This window comes from Streptosporangium sp. NPDC006007, assembly GCF_040614315.1.
Lineage (GTDB): Bacteria > Actinomycetota > Actinomycetes > Streptosporangiales > Streptosporangiaceae > Streptosporangium.
In genome coordinates, this window is the sequence record NZ_JBEXUG010000006.1 from 96125 (window position 1) to 116345 (window position 20221).

The 20221-nt window shown below is 74.5% G+C and carries 6 protein-coding genes (1 of these 6 only partly in view); all 6 read right to left on the reverse strand.

All coding sequences use genetic code 11. The features are described from left to right. Position 1: 1 nt before the first annotated feature. Tightly spaced (each overlapping or abutting the next), the 6 genes in view from ABZ194_RS07245 to ABZ194_RS07270 form a layout consistent with a single transcriptional unit that may run on beyond the window. Positions 2 to 1780, reverse strand: a complete 1779-nt coding sequence (locus tag ABZ194_RS07245; protein WP_355593320.1) for an aspartyl/asparaginyl beta-hydroxylase domain-containing protein — start codon at positions 1778 to 1780, stop codon at positions 2 to 4. Further along, the gene (locus ABZ194_RS07250) at positions 1773 to 2765 is read right to left on the reverse strand and encodes an NAD-dependent epimerase/dehydratase family protein (protein WP_355593322.1); all 993 of its coding nucleotides are present in this window, start codon (positions 2763 to 2765) and stop codon (positions 1773 to 1775) included. Before ABZ194_RS07250 ends, ABZ194_RS07245 begins: the two co-directional genes overlap by 8 nt. After that, complete coding sequence (locus ABZ194_RS07255; protein WP_355593324.1) at positions 2765 to 4597, reverse strand: condensation domain-containing protein; 1833 nt, start codon at positions 4595 to 4597, stop codon at positions 2765 to 2767. Before ABZ194_RS07255 ends, ABZ194_RS07250 begins: the two co-directional genes overlap by 1 nt. Then, on the reverse strand, positions 4590 to 12737 hold the full coding sequence (locus tag ABZ194_RS07260; protein WP_355593326.1) for an amino acid adenylation domain-containing protein: 8148 nt from the start codon (positions 12735 to 12737) through the stop codon (positions 4590 to 4592). The genes ABZ194_RS07255 and ABZ194_RS07260 overlap by 8 nt, the downstream gene beginning before the upstream one ends. Then, a complete protein-coding gene (locus ABZ194_RS07265; RefSeq protein WP_355593328.1) occupies positions 12734 to 16129 on the reverse strand; it encodes an amino acid adenylation domain-containing protein in 3396 nt (1131 codons plus the stop codon). Before ABZ194_RS07265 ends, ABZ194_RS07260 begins: the two co-directional genes overlap by 4 nt. Beyond that, positions 16126 to 20221: the 3' portion of an SDR family oxidoreductase gene (locus ABZ194_RS07270; protein ID WP_355593330.1), read on the reverse strand. It continues 1622 nt past the right edge of the window; 4096 of the gene's 5718 nt are visible here — the last part of the coding sequence; its start codon lies beyond the right edge, outside the window; it ends in the stop codon at positions 16126 to 16128. Before ABZ194_RS07270 ends, ABZ194_RS07265 begins: the two co-directional genes overlap by 4 nt.

The following is a 20221-nucleotide window of genomic DNA, read 5'->3' on the forward strand; positions in this document are numbered from 1 at the left end:
GCTACGCCCCCCGCCCTGGCAGTGCCGGACCGCTGTCCGAAGTGGACGCTCCGTCCGGCGGTCGTACCGCGGGGTCGAGATCCGGATGCGGGATGTGGAAGGAGAGCACGACATGCGGCGGCACGCCGTCGTTCCACGCCTCGCGTTCCAGGCCGTCATCGAAGACCAGGCAGCCTCCCCGCGGCCAGGCGACCCTTCTGTTCCCGAGCCGGGCTCCAGCCCCCTCTCCGATCAGGAGGCCGAACTCGACGCGCAGGACCGCGTTGCTCCGGCCGCACCGCGCCGGAACCCTGGTGCGCGACCGGAGCAGGCCGAGCTCCACCGTGCTGTGCGGTGGGAGCGTGGCCTCCGGGATCGCCGACAGCACGCTGACGGTGACCGGGAACGAGTGGTCCGCCTCCGGGGTCCACCCGCCGTCGGTGAAGAGCCGGAGCCGGTCCCAGTCGCGGCTCGGCGCGGCGTCGGCCTGGAGCCGGTCGGCGTCCAGGAACCGGTCCAGCTCCGCCAGGAGTTTGGTGTGGTTCTCGGTGAGGTAGGCGCCGAACCAGAAGGCCGCGGGGTCGTACTCCTCGCGCAGCGGCAGGTCGGGCCGGTAGTCGACCGGACGCTGCAACGGGTGCGCCCAGACGCCCTGCCGTACCGCCAGTTCGGCGGAGGCGAGGGCCTGCTCGGCCAGTCCGGCGGCGTGCAGGTCGTCGATGAGTTCCGCGTAGTGCCGCCGGACCGCCGGCCGCACGCCGGCGGGTAACCCGGGGCCCGCCTTCGGCCCCGATGGCCGGGTGGCGCCGCGGTCGATGACGGCCCGCAGTTTGCGGACCTCGGCGTCACGCAGTTTCCGGGTCCGCAGGAACAGGGCGTGGTCGGCGAAGGACTTCTCCCGTGTCGTCCGGTGCCGCTGGTAGGTGGCGTCGAACGGTGCCTTGTAGTCTTGGTAGTGGCGGTGTTCGACCAGGACGCCGGGGACCGGGTAGAGCCGGCCCAGCCGGTCGGCGATGTCGAACAACCACCGCTCGACCTCCCACTGCTGGAAGATCGTCGGCGTGAAGTAGCCGACCGTCTCGTACCACGTGCGGCTCAGGATGGGGAAGTCACAGCCGCCCTCGGGGTATTGTCCGGCGTCGAAGTACAGGCACAGCACGCCGTCGGGGTAAAGCCGCGTCAGCTCGCCCACCCGGGAGTCCACGGCCACGTCCCAGCCGTGGTCGACGTAGAGCTGGTCGTCGTTGGCCATCAGCAGCAGGTCGCCGGTCGCCGCCTCCGCCAGCCGGTTCCACGCCGCCGGTACGCCGATCGGCTCTCCCACGTGCAGCTCGCAGGAGCCGATCTCCCCGAACAGCCACCGCGCGCGTCCGAAGAGGTCCCGGTACTCCTTGAGGTCGGGGTCGTCGGTGTCCACGTAGAACAGCGCCTCGATCCGTCCGGGGGCGACCGCGGTGCGCCGCACGCTGTTGAGGAAGTCCCGCACGTTCCGCACCCGGCCGCGGGTGGGGCAGAGCAGGGAGAGTGATCGCGGTGGCTCACCGCTGATCGCGTGGCTGCGGAAGGGGTATCGGAGGCTGGAGAGCACCCGGCGCGGCTCCAGCCGCAGCGTGTAGTCGAGCCGCTGCCGGACCCGCAGGCTCGTGTTGACCGCGCGGACCACCCAGCCGCGGTCCTCGGTGTCGTCCCGCAACGCCCTGGTGGCCACGTCCTGGAGCTCACCGTTCCGGTAGCGGGAGACGTGGCCGAGAAGCAGCCTCGCCAGGTCCCCCGCCGCACTCACCAGCCGTCGATCAGCCATCGGCGCTCCTCGGGAGGCCGGTCTCCGGAACGTGCGCGGCCGCCCGCTGCTCGATCCACGCGTAGGTGCGGCGCAGGCCCTCGTCCAGGAGCGTGCCCGGCGCCCAGCCCAGCGTCCGCCGGCACAACGTGTTGTCCGAGCTCCGGCCGCGTGGGCCGACCGGCCTGTCCGCCGCGTAACGCGGGATCACGGTTTTGCCCGCCACCGCGGCGATGCGGTCCACAAGTTCGCCGATGGTGACCCGTTCCTCCGAGCCGAGGTTGAGCGGAGTGTCCGCGTCGGACCGGGCGAGCCGCCAGAGCCCCTCGGCGCAGTCGTCGACGTAACAGTAGGAGCGGCTCTGCGTGCCGTCTCCCCACACTTCGATTTCGCCGACCTTGCCCGGAATGCGGGCGACTTTGCCGCAGAGCATGGCCAGCGACTTGGCGCGGAGCCCCTCGTAACCCCCCCACGGCCCGTAGATCGCGTGCAGGCGGGCGACCTTGATGTCCATTCCGTAGGCCTTGCGGTAGCTGGCGCAGAGGATCTCCGTGGTCAGCTTCTCCCAGCCGTACTCCATGTCGGGTTCAGCCGGGAACACCCGGTCCTCCCGCAAGGGCGGGTCGTCCGGACTCCGCTGCAGATAACCGGGATACACGCACGCCGAGGACGTGTACACCGTCGTCCCCACCCCGGCGCGCCGGCACGCCTCCACCGTGTTCGTGGAGATCAGCAGGTTGTCCCGCAGGATCTCGGCGGGCGCGGCGTGCGTCCACCCGATACCGCCCATGTTCGCCGCCAGGGCGAACACCAGGTCGGCGCGGGAGACCGCGGATTCGGCGGCGGCCGGATCGCGCAGGTCCGACAGCACGAACTCGTCGGCCTGGGACTCGGCGAACTCGGGGGGGCGCACGTCCACCCCGCGCACGTGACATCCCCGGCGCCTGAGCAGGCGCACCAGGTGGGAGCCGATGAACCCGCCGGCCCCGGTGACCACGGTCCGCATCACCGATCTCCTCCCGGCGGCGCCTCGGTCTCCAGCGGGGTCGCCCGTTTCCGCCGCGTGGCGCGCAGCCGCCGTTCCCCGCGTTCCCGGCCGGCCCTGCGCCCCTCGTCGACGTGCCGCCACGACCGTTCGGCCATCCGTTCCAGCACCACGGTGAGCGTGTCCTCCGGGCCGGTCGGCAGGGCCTCGGCATAGGTCTCGATCGCCGCCAGGGCCGCCCGCACCCGGACGTGGTCCAGCCGGTCCGGGTCGTGGCGGGCCCTGAGCAGCACAGACGGTCCCGGCGTGATCTCCAGGACCAGGGGGTAGCCCTCGTCGATGAGGACCGCCGGTTCGGCGATGCTCAGCTGTGGCGAGCCGTAGCCGTCGCCGATCCGGGCCGGGAAGTTCTCGACCACGACGATGCTGTCGAAAAGGCCGCCGGCCCGCCCACGACCGGCACCGCGCTCGATATGGCTCAGCGGGAGGTGCTGGTGCTCCCGGAGCTCGGTCACGGCGTGCTGGGTCTCCCCCAGCCATCCCAGCAGCCGGGCGCCTCCGGGGCAGCGCAGGCGCAGCGGCAGGGTGTTGATGAACAGGCCGACCATCTGAGTCGCGCCGGGCAGTTCCGCCGGCCGTCCGGACACGGTGACACCGAACACCACATCCTCGACGGCGTGGTGGGCGGCCAGCAGCAGTCCCCAGCCGCCGATGAGCACCGTTCCCGGTGTGAGCCCCCGCTCCCGGCAGAACGCGCCCAGCCGTTCCGTGGTCGAGGCGGGTATCCGCAGCGTCGTCTCCCGGCGGCGCGCCGCGACCACCCGGCCGTCGACGCGGCCGGGACCGGCGATCCGGGTGGGGGCGCCGAGACCGGTGAGCCGCCGCCGCCAGTACCTCTCGTCGGCGGCCGAATCCCGGCCGGAGATCCACTCCAGGTAGCCGGGGAACGACGGCCTTACCGGCACGTCCGGCCGCTCGCCGCGGAGCAGCGCGTGGTAGCAGTCGAGTACGTCGCGCAGCACGAGCTGCTGCGACCAGCCGTCGAGCACCAGATGGTGGTGCGTCCACACGCACCGGTGGCTGTCGCCGGTCTCCTGGAACACCGCGAGCCGGAGCAGCGGCGCCTCGGAGAGCGTGAACCCCCGGACGCGGTCGGCCTCCAGGTGGCGTGCCAGCCGGGCCGCCCGCTCCTCCGCCGGTACGGACCTCCAGTCGGCGAACTCGACCGGCACCACCGCGGCCCGCCGGACGACCTGCCGTGGCCGGTCACCCTGAGCGAACCGGAAGCAGGTCCGCAGCGCGGGGGTGGCCGTCACCACCTCCTGCCACGCCGCGCGGAACGCGTCCCGGTCGAGCTCGCCGGCCAGCCGGCAGGTCACCTGGACCACGTAGGCCCCCGGCGAGCTGCCGCCGACGGAGTGGTAGAGCATTCCCTGCTGCATCGGCCCCAGCGGAAGCTCCGACTCGTCGGCCACCTCGTCGGCCACCTCGCCGGCGCGCCGGGACGTCTCCTCGACGGGCACGGCCAGCCGGGCGATCGCACGGACCGTCCGCTGCTCGAACAGGTCCTGGGCCGAGAGGTGCAGCCCGGCCTCCCGCGCCCGCGCCACGATCACGATCGCGTGGATGGAGTCCCCGCCGAGCGCGAAGTAGTCGTCGTCGACGCCTACCCGCCCGACTTCCAGCACGTCCTGCCACAGCCGCGTGAGCACGTGCTCCTCCGCCGTGTCCGGCGCGGCGTACGGCACGCTCGCGGGGGTGTCCGGCCACTCCTCCGCCAGCCACAACGACAACAGCTCCCGGCGGGCGGCGGAAAGCCGGCCGACGCGGTCCTCGGCTCGCTCGTCAGCCACGGGGGCCTCCCTCGGTCATGGGCGGGCCGGCGGCGGAGCGAGCACGCTCCAGCAGCCGCGCCACCTCGGCATCGGACAGATCCTCGACCCGGTCCAGGACCACGGCCAGCCGGGTCGCGCCGTCCGGCAGCCGGGCGCGGTCGACCTTGCCGCCGGCCGTCAGGGGCAGGCCGGGCAGCCGCACCAGCGCGTCCGGGACGAGGTGGCCGGGCAGCCTGCGGGCCAGCCACGCGGTGAGGTCGGCCGCGGTGGCGGCCTGCCCGCCCGCGGCCACCCAGTAGACGATCAGCCGGAGCCGCCCGCCCGGCAGGGGGTGCGCCTCCGCCACGGCCTGGCGCACGGCCGGATGCCCGGCGAGCGCGTGCTCCACCTCGCCGAGCTCGGCCCGATGTCCGCGGATCTTCACCTGGCGGTCCGCACGGCCGGCGAACATCAGGTCGCCGCCGGGGAGACGGCGCGCACGGTCTCCGGTCCGATACCGCCGCCCGCCGTGCGTGTGCGGGTCCGGCCGGAACGCGGCGGCGGTGTCGGCCGGACGGCCCAGGTAGCCGCGCGTGACCCCGAATCCGCTCACGTACAGCTCACCGAGGACCCCGGGCGGCGCCTCCGCGCCGTCGTCGACCACTCGGACGGCGGCGCCCGCGATCGCGCGGCCGATGGGGATCGGCCCTTCTCCCGGGACGGTGGTGACGGTGTGCGCGCAGCAACCCACGACGGTTTCCGTCGGACCGTACTCGTTCACCACGTCCGCGTCCGGGGCGACCGCCCGCAGCGCGCGGACATGGCTCGCGTGCAGTTGCTCGCCACCGACGACCACCGTCCGGAGGCCGGACCGGCCACCGTAGGGGGCGAGTTGCTCGGCCACGGCGGCCAGGTGGGCCGGAGTGAGCTTCACCAGGGTGTGGCGCCCCCGCACGAGGGCGTCGCCGAGGGCCGTGGGCTCCTCGGCGGGCAGCAGGTCCACGGCGCCTCCGCCCGCGAGCGGGGAGATCAACGCGGTCACCGTGAGGTCGAAGGCGGGTGAGGAGGCCACCGGCGCCAGGGTCTGCGCGGTGATCCCGTAGTGGTCCACGGACCAGCGCAGGTAGTTGACCAGCCCACGGTGCGGCACCCCGACCAGCTTCGGCGCACCCGTGGACCCCGAGGTCGGCATGACGCAGGCCAGAGAGTCCCGGTGCGCGGCGACCCTGCGCGGTCGTGTCCCCGCGCTCGCGTCGGCGCGGACGACGGTGAGCCCGTGCGCCCACTCCGGCTCGGCGGCGGCGGGCGGCAGCACCAGTACGGACGCGCCGGACTCGACGAGCAGCCGGCGCAGCCGGAGCGGCGGGAGGCCGGGGTCCAGCGGCAGGTAGGCGGCACCGGCCCGCAGGATCGCCAGCAACGCCACGACGGTGTCGAGCCGGCGCGGCGCGAGCAACCCGACCACCGGCTCCGGTCCGGCCCGGGCGGCCTGAAGTACGGCCGCCAGCGCCCCGGAGCGACTCCACAGTCCCGCGTAGCTCAGCTGCCGGTCGCCCTCGGCCACCGCCAGGTGATCCGGCATGCGGCGGACCACCTGGTGAACGAGGTCGGAGACGGTCTCGGGCCGGTCGTGGCCGGGACCGCCGTCGGCGTGGCCGGTGAGGGCGGGCGACGGCGTCGCGGCGGGGCGGCGGTGCGGGTCGGCCGCGCACGCCGCCAGCGCGCGCGAGTAGCAGCCGGCGGCGAGCTCGACCTGTTCCTCGGCCAGTTCCGCCGGATCGAAGTCCAGCAGCAGGCGCAACCGGCCGGTCCAGGCGTCCAGGTTGAAGTGCGCGGTGAGCGGCATGTAGGTCTGGTCGGGAGCCTGGAGGTCGGACACCTCCAGCCCGGCCAGCTCCTGGTAGAGGTGGAAGTGGGTGAACACGAACAGGGTGTCGAAGAGCCGGCCGGCGCCGTGCTCGCGGTGGAGCCGGGCGAGCGGGTAGCGGCGGAACGGCGAGAGGCGGACCTCGGCGGCGTGTGCCGCGCGGGCCAGCGCCGCCCAGCTGGGCAGGCCGTCCAGGCTCGCCCGCAGCGGAACGATGTTGTTGAACACCCCGACGGCACGGTCTCCGTCCCGCCGCTCCGGCCGGCCGTGGCATTCCAGGCCCGTGACGGTGTCCGCCCGCCCGGTCAGCGTCCGCACCACGCGCAGGTGGACACCGAGCAGGACGTGCTTCAGCCCGACCCCCAGCGACGCGGCCAGCTCGGTGAGCCCGGCGTGCACGCCGGTGTCCACCTCCACGACACGCCGGCCCTGACGGCCGTCCTCGGTGCGCTCGCGGGGAAAGCCCGGCCAGCGTGGCAGGGCGCACCTGTCCGCCCCGGCCAGTTCGGCCGTCCAGAACCTCCGGTGCTCGTCGGAGGCCATCGCCCGGCGTTCCAGCGCCACGAAGTCGGCGTATCCGACGTGCGGCGCCCCGCCGTCCCCCCGGGCGCCGCCGGGGGCTCGGTAGCGCTGCAGCAGCTCGGTGAGCACGATCGCCACGCACCAGCCGTCGAGCCCGAAGCTGCCGACCGTAAGCCGGAACCCCTCACCGGCGTCGTGGGCGGTGAACCGCACCAGCGGCCCGAGGCCGACGTCGAAACGGCGTCCGCGCTCGGTGTGGAGCCAGCGTTGGAACACCTCCCGCCGCCGGTCGTCCGGCATCTCGCGGAGGTCGACGATCCGCAGCGGCGTGGGGACGTCGGCCCGTACGAGCTGCATCGGCTCGTCGTAGCCGGTCAGGTCGAAGAACGAGCGCAGGTAGGCGTGGCGGCGCATCACTCCGGCGACGGCCTCGGCGAGCCGCTCTCCGTCCAGTGCCCCGTGCACGGTGAGGCTGGTGACGTAGACCTCATACGACGGGGTGTTCTCCTGGTGGAACAGCAGCGCCCGCTGGGCCGTCGAGATCGGGTAGGCGTCCTCGATCCCGGCCCGCCCGGCGGCCGCCGGGCAGAGCTCGAACGGCTGAACCACGTCCCGTGTGTCCGCCGCGCCCGGCCGGGGGCCGGGGCCCTGGTCCAAGTGGCGGGCGAGATCGCGGATGGTCCGATGCCGGAGCAGGTCGGTGACGGTCAGTTCCAGTCCCGCGTCCCGGGCCGCGGTGACCACGCGGATGGCGCGGATGGAGTCACCGCCCAGGGTGAAGTAGTCGTCGGTGACGCCGGCCGCGGGCAGTCCGAGGTGCTCCCGCCAGATCGCGGCCAGGCGGTGCTCCGTATCGCCGCGGGGTGGTTCGGGGTCGCCCGCATGCTCGGCGGGCGGTACGGGCAGGGCGCGTGTGTCGAGCTTGCCGCTGCCGGTCAGCGGGAGCCGGTCGAGAAGAACGATGCCGGCGGGGACCATGAAGCCGGGCAGCAGTTCCCGGAGCCTGTCGCGCAGCGCCTCCGCCGACACCGGCCGGTCCGTCACGACGTAGCCGTGGAGGCGCTGGTCCCGGGCCACCACCGCGGCGTCGGCGACCTCGGGCTGGCGGCGCAGCGCCTCCGCCACCTCGCCCGGTTCGACCCGGTTCCCGGCGATCTTTACCTGGTCGTCCCGGCGGCCCCGATACTCCAGCACCCCGTCCGGACGGCGGCGGGCCAGGTCCCCGGTGCGGTAGAGCCGGTCCCCCGTTCCCTCCGGGTCCGGCACGAAATGCGCGGCGGTCGGCCCGGGCCGGTTCAGGTAGCCGAGGGCCAGGCCGGACCCACCGGCGTGGAGCTCGCCCACGAGCCGGCTCGGCAGCACCCGCCCGCGTTCGCCGAGCACCACGCAGGTCGTGTTCGCGATGGGGCGGCCGATGGGCACGGTCCCGGATTCCGTCGCGGCGCAGTGCCACGCGGTCACGTCCACGGACGCCTCCGTCGGCCCGTAGAGGTTGTGCAGCTCGGCGTCGAACAGTGCGGCGAACCGTCTGCACAGTTCGGGAGGGAGCACCTCACCGCTGCACACCACCCGGCGGAGGGACGGCAACGCGCGACCGCGCGACCGCTCGGCGAGGAACGGCGCCAGCATCGACGGCACGAAGTGCGCGGTGGACACCTGGTGACGTGCGATGAGCGTGTGGAGGTACGCGGGGTCACGGTGCCCCCCGGGGCGCGCGATCACCAGGCAGCCACCGGCCGCCAGGGGCCAGAACAGTTCCCACAGTGACACGTCGAAGGTGACCGGCGTCTTGTGCAGGACCCGTTCCCCCGGCGTGAGCCGGTATTCCTCCTGCATCCACAGAATCCGGTTGACGATGCCGCGCTGCGGCACCAGGACACCCTTCGGGGTCCCCGTCGAGCCGGAGGTGTAGAGGAGATAGGCGGCCTGCTCCGGGTGAACGTCGCGAGTGCGGCCGGGGGCCGACAGCAGGTCCTCGACGGCCAGCGCGGTCACGCCGAGCCGGCCCGCGCGGTCGAGCAGCGGACGCTGCGTGAGCACGGTCCGGGCGCCGCTGTCCGCGAGCACGGCGGCCAGGCGCCGGTCGGGGTCGTCCGGGTTGAGCGGAAGGACCGCGGCGCCCGCGTTCAGCACCGCGAGATAACCGAGCGGAAGAGCGGCGCCCCGTTCCAGCAGCAGGGCCACCGGATCCGCGGGGCCCGCGCCCCGGCCCGCCAGCCGGGCGGCGATCCGGGTCGCGGCACGCTGCAGGGCGCCGTAACTGAGCAGGCTCGTCCCTCCGTCCGCGTTGTCGGCGATCACCGCGACCGCGTCGGGACGATCACGCGCGACCTGTGCCACGAGACGGTGCAGGGAGGCCCGGGCCGGACGCGGCCGGCGCGGTCCCGCCGCCGCCCGGCGGACGTGACGCCGCTCCTTCGGGGTCAGCAGGTCGATGTCACCGGCCGGACGGCCGGGGTCGGCGACGGCCGTCTCCAGCAGCCGGGCGAAGTGGCCGGTCATCGCGGTGACGGCCGCCTCCGTGAACAGGCCGGTGCGGTACTCCCAGACGCCGGCCAGCTCGTCACCGACCTCCGCCATGGACAGCGTGAGGTCCAGCTGCGACCAGCGCCGCCGGATCGGCGCCGCCCCCAGGGACAGGTCCCCGAACGCCAGGCGCCCGGGCACGCCGAGCGCGAGCGCGCGGAGGCCGTCGTCGGCGGGCCCGTATTCGCGGTGCATCACGAAGAGGCTCTGCACCAGGGGAGGGCGGTCGGCGAGGCGGGCCGGGACCAGCTCGCCGATCAACCGGTCGAAGGGGATCTCCCCGTGGCCGATGGCGTCGAGCACCCGCCGGCGGGTCCTGTGCAGCAGGGCCCGGAACGGTTCGGCGTCGTCGAGCCGGGACCGGATCGGCAGCGGGTTCACCAGGTAGCCGACCAGGTTGGCCAGGTCCGCCCGGTCCCGGCGGGCCAGTGGTGTGCCCACCACGAGGTCTCGCTGGGCGCTGTAACGGTGCAGCAGGAGCTGGTAGCCGGTCAGCAGGACGGTGAAGAGCGTGCATCGTTCGGCGCGGGCGAGCTCTCGCAGCCCACCGGTCAGCGCAGCGGGCAGGCGGAACGTGTGGGTGGCGCCGTCGAAGGTGCGATGCGCCGGTCTCGGCCGGTCCGCCGGAAGATCGAGCGCGGCCGGGACGCCGTCGAGGCTGTCCCGCCAGAACCGGATCATCCGGTCTTCCCCGGGTGTGCCCGCGAGCCGCCGCTCGGCGCGGACGAGATCGGCGTGCTCGGCGCCCGGCGGCGGGAGACAGGCGGCGACCCCGGTCGTCTCCTCGCCATACAACGCGGCCAGCTCGCGCATCACGACGACGAACGACCAGAAGTCGGCGAGGAGATGGTGCACCACCAGGAGCAGGACGTGCCGTTCGGCGTCGTGGCGCAGCAGCACGGCGCGCACCGGTGGCCCGGCCAGGAGGTCGAACGGCTGGTCGGCCAGCGCGGTGAGGTGGTCGGCCTGCTCCGCGTCCCCGATCGCTGGAGCGTCGGTGACGACCAGGCGCCGCCCCTCGGGATCGGCCCGGCAGAGGGGCTCGCCGTCTCGGAGCGCGAACCGCGTCCGCAGCGCCGGATGCCGGTGGACGAGGCGGTCGAAGGCGCGGACGAGCGCGCCGGCGTCCAGCCGCCCCTCGATCCGCATGGCCCGGGCGAGGTGGTAGGCGGCGGATTCCGGTGCCAGCTGCTGTTCGAACCACAACGCGCGCTGGCCGCCGGTGAGCGGAAGCCACTCCGGCCCGGCCGCCGGCCGCGTCGGCTCGGCGCGCCCCGCAGCGCCCTGCGCGGCCGAAAGGATCCGCCGCGCCACCTCGCGGACGCCGGTGTCCCCCAGCAGGACGGCGGGGCCAAGGGTGACGCCGTAGCGCGCCTCGACGCGGTGGCCCAGCTCCATCAGCGTCAGGGAGTCCGCGCCGAGCGCGGAGAGCGGCCCGTCGAGCGGAGGTGGCCGCTCGCCTGTGACCCCGATGCGGGCGGCCACGGCGTCGCGCAGCGCGGCCGCCAGGGCCGACACGCGGCCCTGAGGCTCCAGCTCCGCCAGGACCGCCGGTGAAGGCAGCGCGGCCGTGGCGGAGCGGCCCGCCCCGCCGGTGAGCGTCACCGTCCCGGTGACCGGCAGTTGTCCGTCCACATAGGACTGGCGGCACTTTTGCCGGCGCACCTTCCCACTCGTGGTCTTGGGGATCCCGCCGCGTTCCACGAAGACAAGCTCATGCGGCTCAAGCCCGTGGCGCCGGCAGATCTCCCGGCGCACCGCCTCGGCCACGGCGGTGAGATCCGGTGCCGGTCCGCGCAGCTCGTAGCAGAGCACCAGCCGTTCCCGGTCGCCGTCGTCGACGGCGAAGGCGGCTCCACAGCTCGGCCGGAGCGCCGGGTGGGCCTGCTCGGCGGTCCACTCCAGGTCGTGCGGGTAGTGGTTCTGCCCTCGGACCACGAGCAGGTCCTTGCGCCGGCCGGTGAGGTAGAGCCGGCCGTCCAGCAGGCATCCGAGGTCCCCGGTCCGCAGATAGGGGCCCTCGCCGGCGAGCCGCGCGCGCATCACCGCGGCGGACCCGTCCGGGTCGCGCCAGTAGCCGCCCGACACCCCGGGGCCGCCGACCCACACCTCCCCCACGTGACCGTCGGCCACCGGCCGCGCGGTCTCCGGATCGACGATGCGGACCCTGGTGTCCAGCGCGACCTGCCCGCAGCTCACCAGTTCCGTACCCGGCGCGGACTCCGCCGCCGGTCGCACCCGTCCCCGCCGCAGCTCCGGCCGGTCGGCGGTCAGCACGGCCGGCGGCTCGCCCTTCGGGGTGGCGGCCACCAGGAGGGTGGCCTCGGCCAGGCCGTAGCAGGGAAAATGGGAGGTGGACGCGAAACCGTGCTCCGCGAAGACCCGGGTGAACCGCCGCATGGTGGCCGCCCGCACCGGTTCCGCGCCGTTGTAGGCCACGAGCCACGAGGAGAGGTCAAGGCCGGCACGATCCTCGGGGCGGACGCGTTCCACACACAGCTCATAGCCGAAGTTCGGCCCTCCGCTGGTGTGCGCGCGGTACCGGCTGATCGCGCGCAGCCAGCGGATCGGGTGGCGCAGGAAGGCGGCCGGCGGCATGAGCACCGACCGGGAGCCGAGGAACAGCGGCTGCAGCACGTTGGCCACCAGGCCCATGTCGTGGAAGAGCGGAAGCCATCCCACGAACGTGGAGTCGCGGCTGTGCCCGCAGGCCCGTTCGATGGCCTTCTCGTTGCTCAGGAGGTTGGCGTGGCTGACCACGACGCCGCGCGGGGTACGGGTGGAGCCCGAGGTGTACTGCAGGAAGGCCGGGGTGCCGGGGCTGAGCGCGGGTGCGCTCCAGCGCTCGGCTGCCTCATCGGGCACCTCGTCGACGTCGAGCAGCGCCGTCCGGCCCGTCAGGGGCCCGCCGGCGGCGGCCAGGGTGAGGGCGGGGTCGGCGTCCTCGGCGACGGCCGTCAGCCGTTCCACGCCGGCCGCGCGCTCGGGGGCGTCGCACGGGACCGCGACCGTCCCCGCGTACAGGCAGCCGAGGATCGCCTGGACGTAGGCGGCACCCGACGGGTAGGCGATCAGGACGCGTTCGCCGGCCAGCCCGCGCTCCGTCAGGGCGGCGGCGATCGCGCGGGCCCGGAGGTCGGCGCGTGCGAAGTCGAACCGCCCGGACTCGGTCTCGCCGTCCGGGAGGAACACGTAGGCGGGCCGGTCCGGCGTGGTCTCGGCGTGGTGCCGGGCCACGTCCACGATGGTGCGCGCGGGGCTCACTCGGGCCGGTGACACTGGTCCCCTTCCGCGAACGTCGTCTCCGTCATGGCCTCCACCTCGCGCAGCGCGTCACGGATGGCGTCCTCCTCGGCGCGGGCCCGGAAGGCGTCCACGGTGCCGGCGAGAGTGGCGACGTCGAGGGCCTGGTAGACCCGGCGCACGGTCAGGTCGACGTCGAACGCCTCGACCACGCGCGCGTGGAACCGGATGAGCAGCAGCGAGTCACCGCCCAGGTCGAAGAAGTTGTCGTGCGCGCCGACGTTCTCCCCGGAGCCGAGCCCGAGCGTGTCGGCCAGGATCCGGGCGATCCGCCGTTCCGTGGGGGTGCGGGGCCGCCTGCTCGCCGGGCGGTGACTCGCGACCGGCTCCGGCAGCGCGTCCTCGTCGAGCTTTCCGTTACGCGTCAACGGGATCCGGTCGAGGAACACCAGGGCGGACGGGACCATGTGCCGTGGAAGCCGGTCGGCGAAGAACGCGCGCAGCCGGGAACGCGCGTCCGCGGCGGCCGGGTGCCGGTCCCGTACGCCGTCGGCGCGGACGAGGTAGGCAGCCAGGTACGACCGGCCGTGGTCGTTCCGCAGCACGACGACGCAGTCCCGCACCTCCGGGTGGGCCAGCGCGGCCGCCTCCACCTCGCCGGGCTCGATACGGTAGCCGCGCAGTTTGACCTGTTTGTCCAGCCGTCCCAGGTAGTCCAGGTCGCCGCCGGGTAACACCCGGGCCAGGTCGCCGGACCGGTAGCGGCGGGCGCCGGGGCGGCTCGGATCGGGCCGGAACCGATCCGCGGTCAACCCCGGCCGGCGGAGGTAGCCGCGTGCGACCCCGACCCCGCCGACGAACAGCTCGCCTTGACCACCGGCGGGGACGCGGTCGCCGTTCTGGTCGACGGCCGTCACCCGCTGTCCGGGGAGTGGCCCGCCGATCGGACTGCGCGCGCGGCCGTCGACGTCGGAGGCCCGCAGCGGCCGTACGGTCACGTGCACGGTGGTCTCGGTGATCCCGTACATGTTCACCAGCTCGGGTCCGTCGTCCCCCATGGCGCCGAACCAGGGCGCGAGCGTGGCGGCCTCGCAGGATTCGCCGCCCAGCACCACCAGCGCGAGCGCGGCACGGCGCGGGCCGGCGGCGAGGGCCGCGGGCAGGAGGTGCCGGCAGGCGCTCGGGGTCTGGGCGAGCACGGTGACCCGCTCGGCGCGCAGCGACTCCCACAGCTCGTCCGGGTCGCGCAGAACGTCCGGGGACACGATCACCAGCCGGCCGCCCGAGGTGAGCGCGCCCCACATCTCCCATACGGAGAAGTCGAAGGCGGCGGAGTGGGCCAACGCCCACACCTGCGGCTCCCGGGTGGCGGGCAGGGCTCGCCGGCAGGCGGCCAGCAGGCCGGTGACGTTGCCGTGGCTGACCGCGACCCCCTTGGGCCTGCCCGTTGACCCCGACGTGGGGATGACGTAGGCGAGGTTGGCCGGGACGGGTGGGGCCCCGCCGGGGCGCGCCGTCCCGTCCAGCCGGTCCAGGTCGACCCGCTCGACGGGCGGGACGGTCACGTCGCTGCGCGTCACGACAAGACGCAGACCGGCGGGCTCGGCCACCGCGCGCATCCGCTCCGGCGGGTCCGCCGGGTCCAGCGGGAGGTAGGCCCCGCCCGCGCGGAGGATGCCCAGCGCGCCCACCACGAGATCGACGGTGGGATCGACGCACAGGCCGACCGGCGTGTCCGGGCCCACCCCGTGGGAGCGCAGCACCGCGGCCACCCGGTCCGCCCGCTCCTGGAGGGCGCGGTAGGTGAGATGGTGTCCGGCGTGGGTCACCGCCACCGCGTCCGGCGTGGTGGCGGTGACCTCCGCGACGAGCCGGGGGAGGGTGCTCTCCTCGACGATCGCCCCGGGGCCGGCCTCGCCGCCGACGGGGAGGCGTCGCTGGAGTTCCAACGTCGTCGCCCTCGGATCCGCCGGCCCCGCCAGGAGTACCTCCCGCATCCGGCGCAGGATCTCCCCGGCGAGGCCGGGCACCAGGCGGAGAGGGTCGAACTCCAGCTCCAGGTCGATCCCACCGGCCCGTTCGGTGGCCGTGAGGGTGAGCGGGAACTTCGGTGCGACGGTGGGGGGCGGCTCGACGGACGCCGCGATACCCGCCAGCCGTGTCTCGCCGGCGGGGATGTTCTGGAAGGCGAAGGCGGTCTGGAACAACGGGTTCTCGGTCAGGCTGCGCTCCGGGCGCAGCATCTCCACGAGCCGTTCGAAGGGCAGATCCTGGCCGGCGAGCCCGTCCTGCACCACGCCGTGGGCCCGCCGCACCAGCTCACTCATGGTGCACGGGCCGGAAAGGTCGAGCCGGAGCGGGAGCATGGTGACGAAGCAGCCGATCAGCCGGTCCAGTTCGGGCCGGGTGCGACCGGCGACCGGGCTGCCGACCACCAGGTCATGCTGGCCCGAGAGGCTGGACAGCACCAGCCCGTAGGCGGTCAGGAGCACCGAGAACGGTGTCACGCGCTCGCGGGCCGCCCACGCTCGCACCCCGGTGACCAGTGCGGCCTCCAGGGTCGCGCGCACCACCTCGGCGGGCACCCGCGGCGCTTCGGGATCGGCGTCCGTCAGAAGGTCCAGGGTGGGTGGCGCGCCCACCAGCCGCCGCCACCGGGTGAGGTCGTTCGCGTCGCCCCCGGCGCGCTGCCAGGCGGCGAAGTCCCCATAACGGACCCGGGGCTCCGGCAACGGGCAGGGCAGGCCCCCGGCGTGTGTTCCGTACAGCGTGCTCAGCTCGGTGAGGAGAACGCCGAGCGACCAGCCGTCGCTGGCGATGTGGTGCCGCGTCAGCAGAAGCGTGTGCTCGTCCCGGCGCTCCCGCAGCAGCCATGCGCGCAGCACCGGCCCGGAGGCGAGATCGAAGGGGCGCCGGGCCTCGGCGGACGCGAGCTCGCGCCGTGCCGTGTCCCGGGCCGCGTCCGGTAACCCGGTGAGGTCGACCAGGGGCAGATCGGGCGTGGCGAAGGGGGAGACAACGGGTTCCGGACGGCCTCGGCGGATCACGTACCGGGTCCGCAGCACGTCATGGCGGCGCGTCACCTGGCCGATCGCCTGTCGCAACGCCGCCGGGTCGAGCGGGCCGCACAGCCGGATCTCCAGGGGGATGTTGTAGGCGGTGTCGCCGGGGTGGAACTGGTGCAGCAGCCAGAACCGCTCCTGGGCGTAGGAGAGCGGCGGCGTCCCCTCATGCCGGGAGATGGCGGCCAGCCGGCGCAGGTGGGCCACGATCTCGGCCTTGTGGCTCCTGAGCACGGCGAGCAGCTCGTCGGTGAGGACGCCGTCCGGCGCGCTGCACCGCAGCTGCTCACCGGCGACGGTCACCAGGACCCGGCGGTCACGCAGGTCCGCGAGAAACGCATCGACGTTCACAGCACCACCTCCCGCCGGTCGGCGCCGCCGGCCGGCCGCCCCACGAGCGCGGCCAGGCCGGCGACGGTCGGCGCGTCGAAGAGCTGCGCCACCGACACCTCGACGCCGTGTCCGGAACGCACCATCGACAACAGCCGGAGCGCCAGCAGCGAGTCACCGCCCAGTTCGAAGAAGTCGTCGTCACGGCCCACCCGGTCGTATCCGAGGAGCTCGGCGTACCAGGTGGCGAGCGCGTGCTCCAGGTCGGTTCCGGGAGCCGTGTAGCGGGTGCTCAGCCCCGTGCGGGAGCGTCCGCCGGCCGCGCTCAGCCGGCTCACCACGGCCAGGTGGTCCCCCGTGGTGTACGCGGCGTGCCGGGCCAGCAGGGCGTCAAGGTCCCGGGTGGAGACCACCACCTGGGGGGCGACGTCGTTGCGCAGCACGCGCCGGAACACCTCGGCGCCCTCCGCGGGGGTGAGACCGCCGAGCAGGTCGTCGGCCGGCAGCACGGCGGTGCCGTTCCCCTCGGGGCCGGCGCCGCGGCCCACGTCGTAGCGGCCGGCGAGGCGTTCCTGCGCGGCGGCCCACATCCCGGACTCCAGCCAGTCCGTCCAGGCGATCGCGACAGTGACGCCCGGCCGGCGGGCCGCCCGGTAAGCCGCGAACGCGTTGAGGTACTCGTTTCCGGCGACGTAGCCCACCTCACCGAACTTCAGCTTGTACAGCACGGTGCCGATCGACGAGCACAGCACGAAGAAGTCGAGTTCGCGGTCCCCGAGCACCTCGTCGAGCACGGCCGTGCCGTACACCTTGGCCGCCATGGCCGCGTCGGTGTCCTCGGTCGCCCGGCGCTGGATCACGCCCTCCGTGTCGGGCACGCCGGCGGCGTGCACCACGCCGGTAAGCGGGCCGAAGCGCCGCTCCGCCTCGGCGACCGCGGCGCGGAGCGCGGCCGGGTCGGTGAGGTCGGCCGGCAGCAGGAGAACCTCACCGCCGGCCGCGGCGATCCCCTGCAACCGCTTGATGAGAACGCCTGTCGGGTCCTCGGGCGAGTGGCCGGCGAGGTATTCCGGCCAGTCCTCACGCGCCGGGAACGGCCGCCGCCGGGTGAGGACCACCTTCGCCGGGAGCGCGCCGAGGTCCTCCGCCAGGCTGAGCCCGATCCCCCCGAGCCCCCCGCAGACGAGGTACACCCCGCCCGGCCGAGGTCCCGCGCCGACTCCCTCCGGCCGCAACGGGCACGGGGTGTGGTCGGGCTGGAAGCGGCGCCGGCCGCGATAGGCGGCCACGGTGGACTCCCGCGCGGCGAGGAGCTCGCCGACCACCTGTTCCGCCAGCCGGTCCGGATGGGTGTCCACCTGCCGGGGGTCGACGTCCACCGCGGCGCAGGCGATCCGCGGATACTCCCGGGGGACGACCTTCACGGCCGCGAGCACGGTGGCGTGCTCGGGATGGGTCAGGTCGTCGCCGAGCACGTCCTGACAGCCCCCGGTGACGGCGACGAGCCGGACCCGTTCCCGGTCGTCCTGGGCGCCGAGCGCGCGGGCCAGGTGCAGCAGGCTGTGCAGGCCCCGCCGCTGGGCGGCCGGCATGTTCTCGGGGGTCGCCGCACATCCCCGGGCGAGCGCGTCCTCCAACGCCCACAGGTGCACCGCGAGCCGGGGGGCACGGCCTCGCGCGGAGAGCCGCTCGACCAGGGACCGGTAGTGCTCGGGACGTTCGGGGTCGAACGAGTCCGGGCCCCCGGCGTCGACCCGGACCACGTCTACGCCAAGCGCGGCCAGCCGGCGTTCGACGGCGTGACCGAGCGGCCCCGAGGAGAACACGAGGCAGCTTCCGGTGACGGCCGCCGGGTCCGGGGCCGCCGGTGGCGCGTGCCGCCATCCTGGGCGGTAACCCCACTCCGCGATGTCCGGGCGCTTCGCCGGCCGGCCGGGGCCGGCGGGAACGGCCGCCGGGACGTCGGAGACGGTGACGGCGGGTGCCTGGGCGAGGATGAGCGCCGCGTCCCGCGGGCCGGTCCGGGCCGTGAACACCTCGGTGGCGGCGAAGCCGCACCCGGCGACGACCTCCCGCCATCGGGGCGCGTCCAGCAGCGGACCGGGCCCGCGGAGACCGTCGCGGTGACTCCACCATCCGTCCGACAGACCCCAGATCATCGAGAGCCAGGGGTCGCCGCCGACGGTCTCGACGAACGCGAGCAGGCCGCCCGGCGCCAGCAGGGAACGCAGGTTCCGCAGGCCGGCCCGGACGTCCTGCGTGGCGTGGACGACGTCCAGGGCACACACCAGGTCGTACTCACGGCCGGCGAAGCCCTGCGCGGCCGGGTCCGCCCCGATGTCGAGGACCCCGGTGGTGACGGAGCCGAACCCACGGCGGGCCGCCTCCGCGGCGAGCCGATCCGAGAACAGCCGGGAGACGTCGGTGGCGTGGTAGCGGAGCCGGCCACCGGCACGGGTCACCAGATGCCGGGTGAGGTTGCCCTCGCCCGCGCCGACCTCCAGCACACGGACCGTCCCGTTCTCCGCCAGCCGGTCCAGAAGGTCCCCGAGGAGCACCGTCATCCTGGTCACGGCGCGGTGTTCCACGGTGCGCTCGCCCAGCGTCCGGCGCAGCAGCTCGCCGCTCCCGCCCGGGTAGAGCACGCCGAGCGCCGCACCAGGGGTGGAAAGAGCACCCGGGTAGGCCTCGGCGCAGTGCACGAGCAGCTCGACCAGGCCGGCGAAACCCGGGTGCTCACGGGTGACACGGGAGACCAGCTCCGGCACGGCGGGCGGTTCCACCCGGTCCGGGAACACCACCTCGTCACCGATCCTGCGGAGCACGCCGCCGGATGCCGCGACCGCGAGCAGGAAGTCCAGGAACCGGGTGAACGCGGGCAGCAGACCCAGCCGATCGCGCAACTCCGGCACCGAACACCGGTCACCCGGACGTCCCGGCACCCCGGCTGACCGGAGGTAGCGGTCCGCGAGAACGACACACAGCAGTTCCAGGTCGGCCCGGAGCCCGGGGTGGTCGTCCACCCCACGCGTCCCGTCCGGTTCCGGTTGGGACAGGGCCGTCCGCAGCGCCGCGGACAGCTCGGCGAAACCGGGGCGGCCGGTGGGCGCGGCGGGTGGCTCGACCCAGTGCCGCCGACGCTGGAACGGGTACGCCGGAACGCTCACCCGGCGTGGCTCCTGTGCGCGGTGGAAGACGTCCCACCGCACCGGGCACCCCACGGCCCACAGGTCCGCCACGGCCGCCACCACGCTGCCCACCTCGGACGGCTCCTGTCCGGCGGACGGTCGCGGAAGGCAGCGCACGGTGTGGCGGGTGCCGTCCACCGGCGGATGCCGGCGGACCAGGCCGGTAAGTCCGGCGGACGGCCCGACCTCGACCGTCGCGACCGGCCCCAGGGCGAGACAGCGGGCGAGCCCGTCGCCGAACCGGACCGGCCGGCGCATGTGGGCCAGCCAGTAGTCCGGTTCGCACACCTCCTCGGGGCGCGCCCAGTCCCCCGTCAGGTTCGACGCGTAACGCAGGACCGGCGGGCTGAGCCTGATCTCGGACAGAACCGCGCGGAACCGGGCCAGCACCGGTTCCACGGCCGGGGAGTGGAAGGCGTGCGCGGTGGCGAGTATCCGGGTGGGCACCCCCCGGCCGCGCAACGTCCGCGCCAGCTCCGTCACGGCGGCCGGCTCGCCCGCGACGACACACTGATCCGGCGCGTTCACCGCGGCCACGGACAGCCCGCCGGAGAGCAGGGGACGGAGACGTTCCCCGGGCAGTGGCACGACGAGCATCCGGCCCGGCGGCAGCTCGGCCTGCAACCGCCCGCGCGCTGTCACCAGGCGCAGCGCGTCCGGCAACGAGAAGACCCCGGCCAGGGTCGCGGCCGTGTACTCACCCAGGCTGTGCCCGAGCATCGCGGCCGGGGTCAGGCCCCAGTCCTGGAGCGTGCGGGCCAGAGCGTACTCGACCGCGAACAGGGCGGGCTGGCCGAGGCGGGTGGCGGTCGCGGTACCCGGCGGGCACCGCAGGGCCTCCGCCAGGTCGACGCCCAGGCCGGCGAGCGGTCCGGCGCACTCGTCGAGGTGCCGGCGGAACGTGGCGTCCTCGGCGGCCAGCTCC

Coding starts and splice junctions, on each gene's coding strand:
- ABZ194_RS07245 (WP_355593320.1), bottom strand. CDS start 1,780: ATGGCTGATCGACGGCTGGTGAGTGCGGCGGGGGACCTGGCGAGGCTG.
- ABZ194_RS07250 (WP_355593322.1), bottom strand. CDS start 2,765: ATGCGGACCGTGGTCACCGGGGCCGGCGGGTTCATCGGCTCCCACCTG.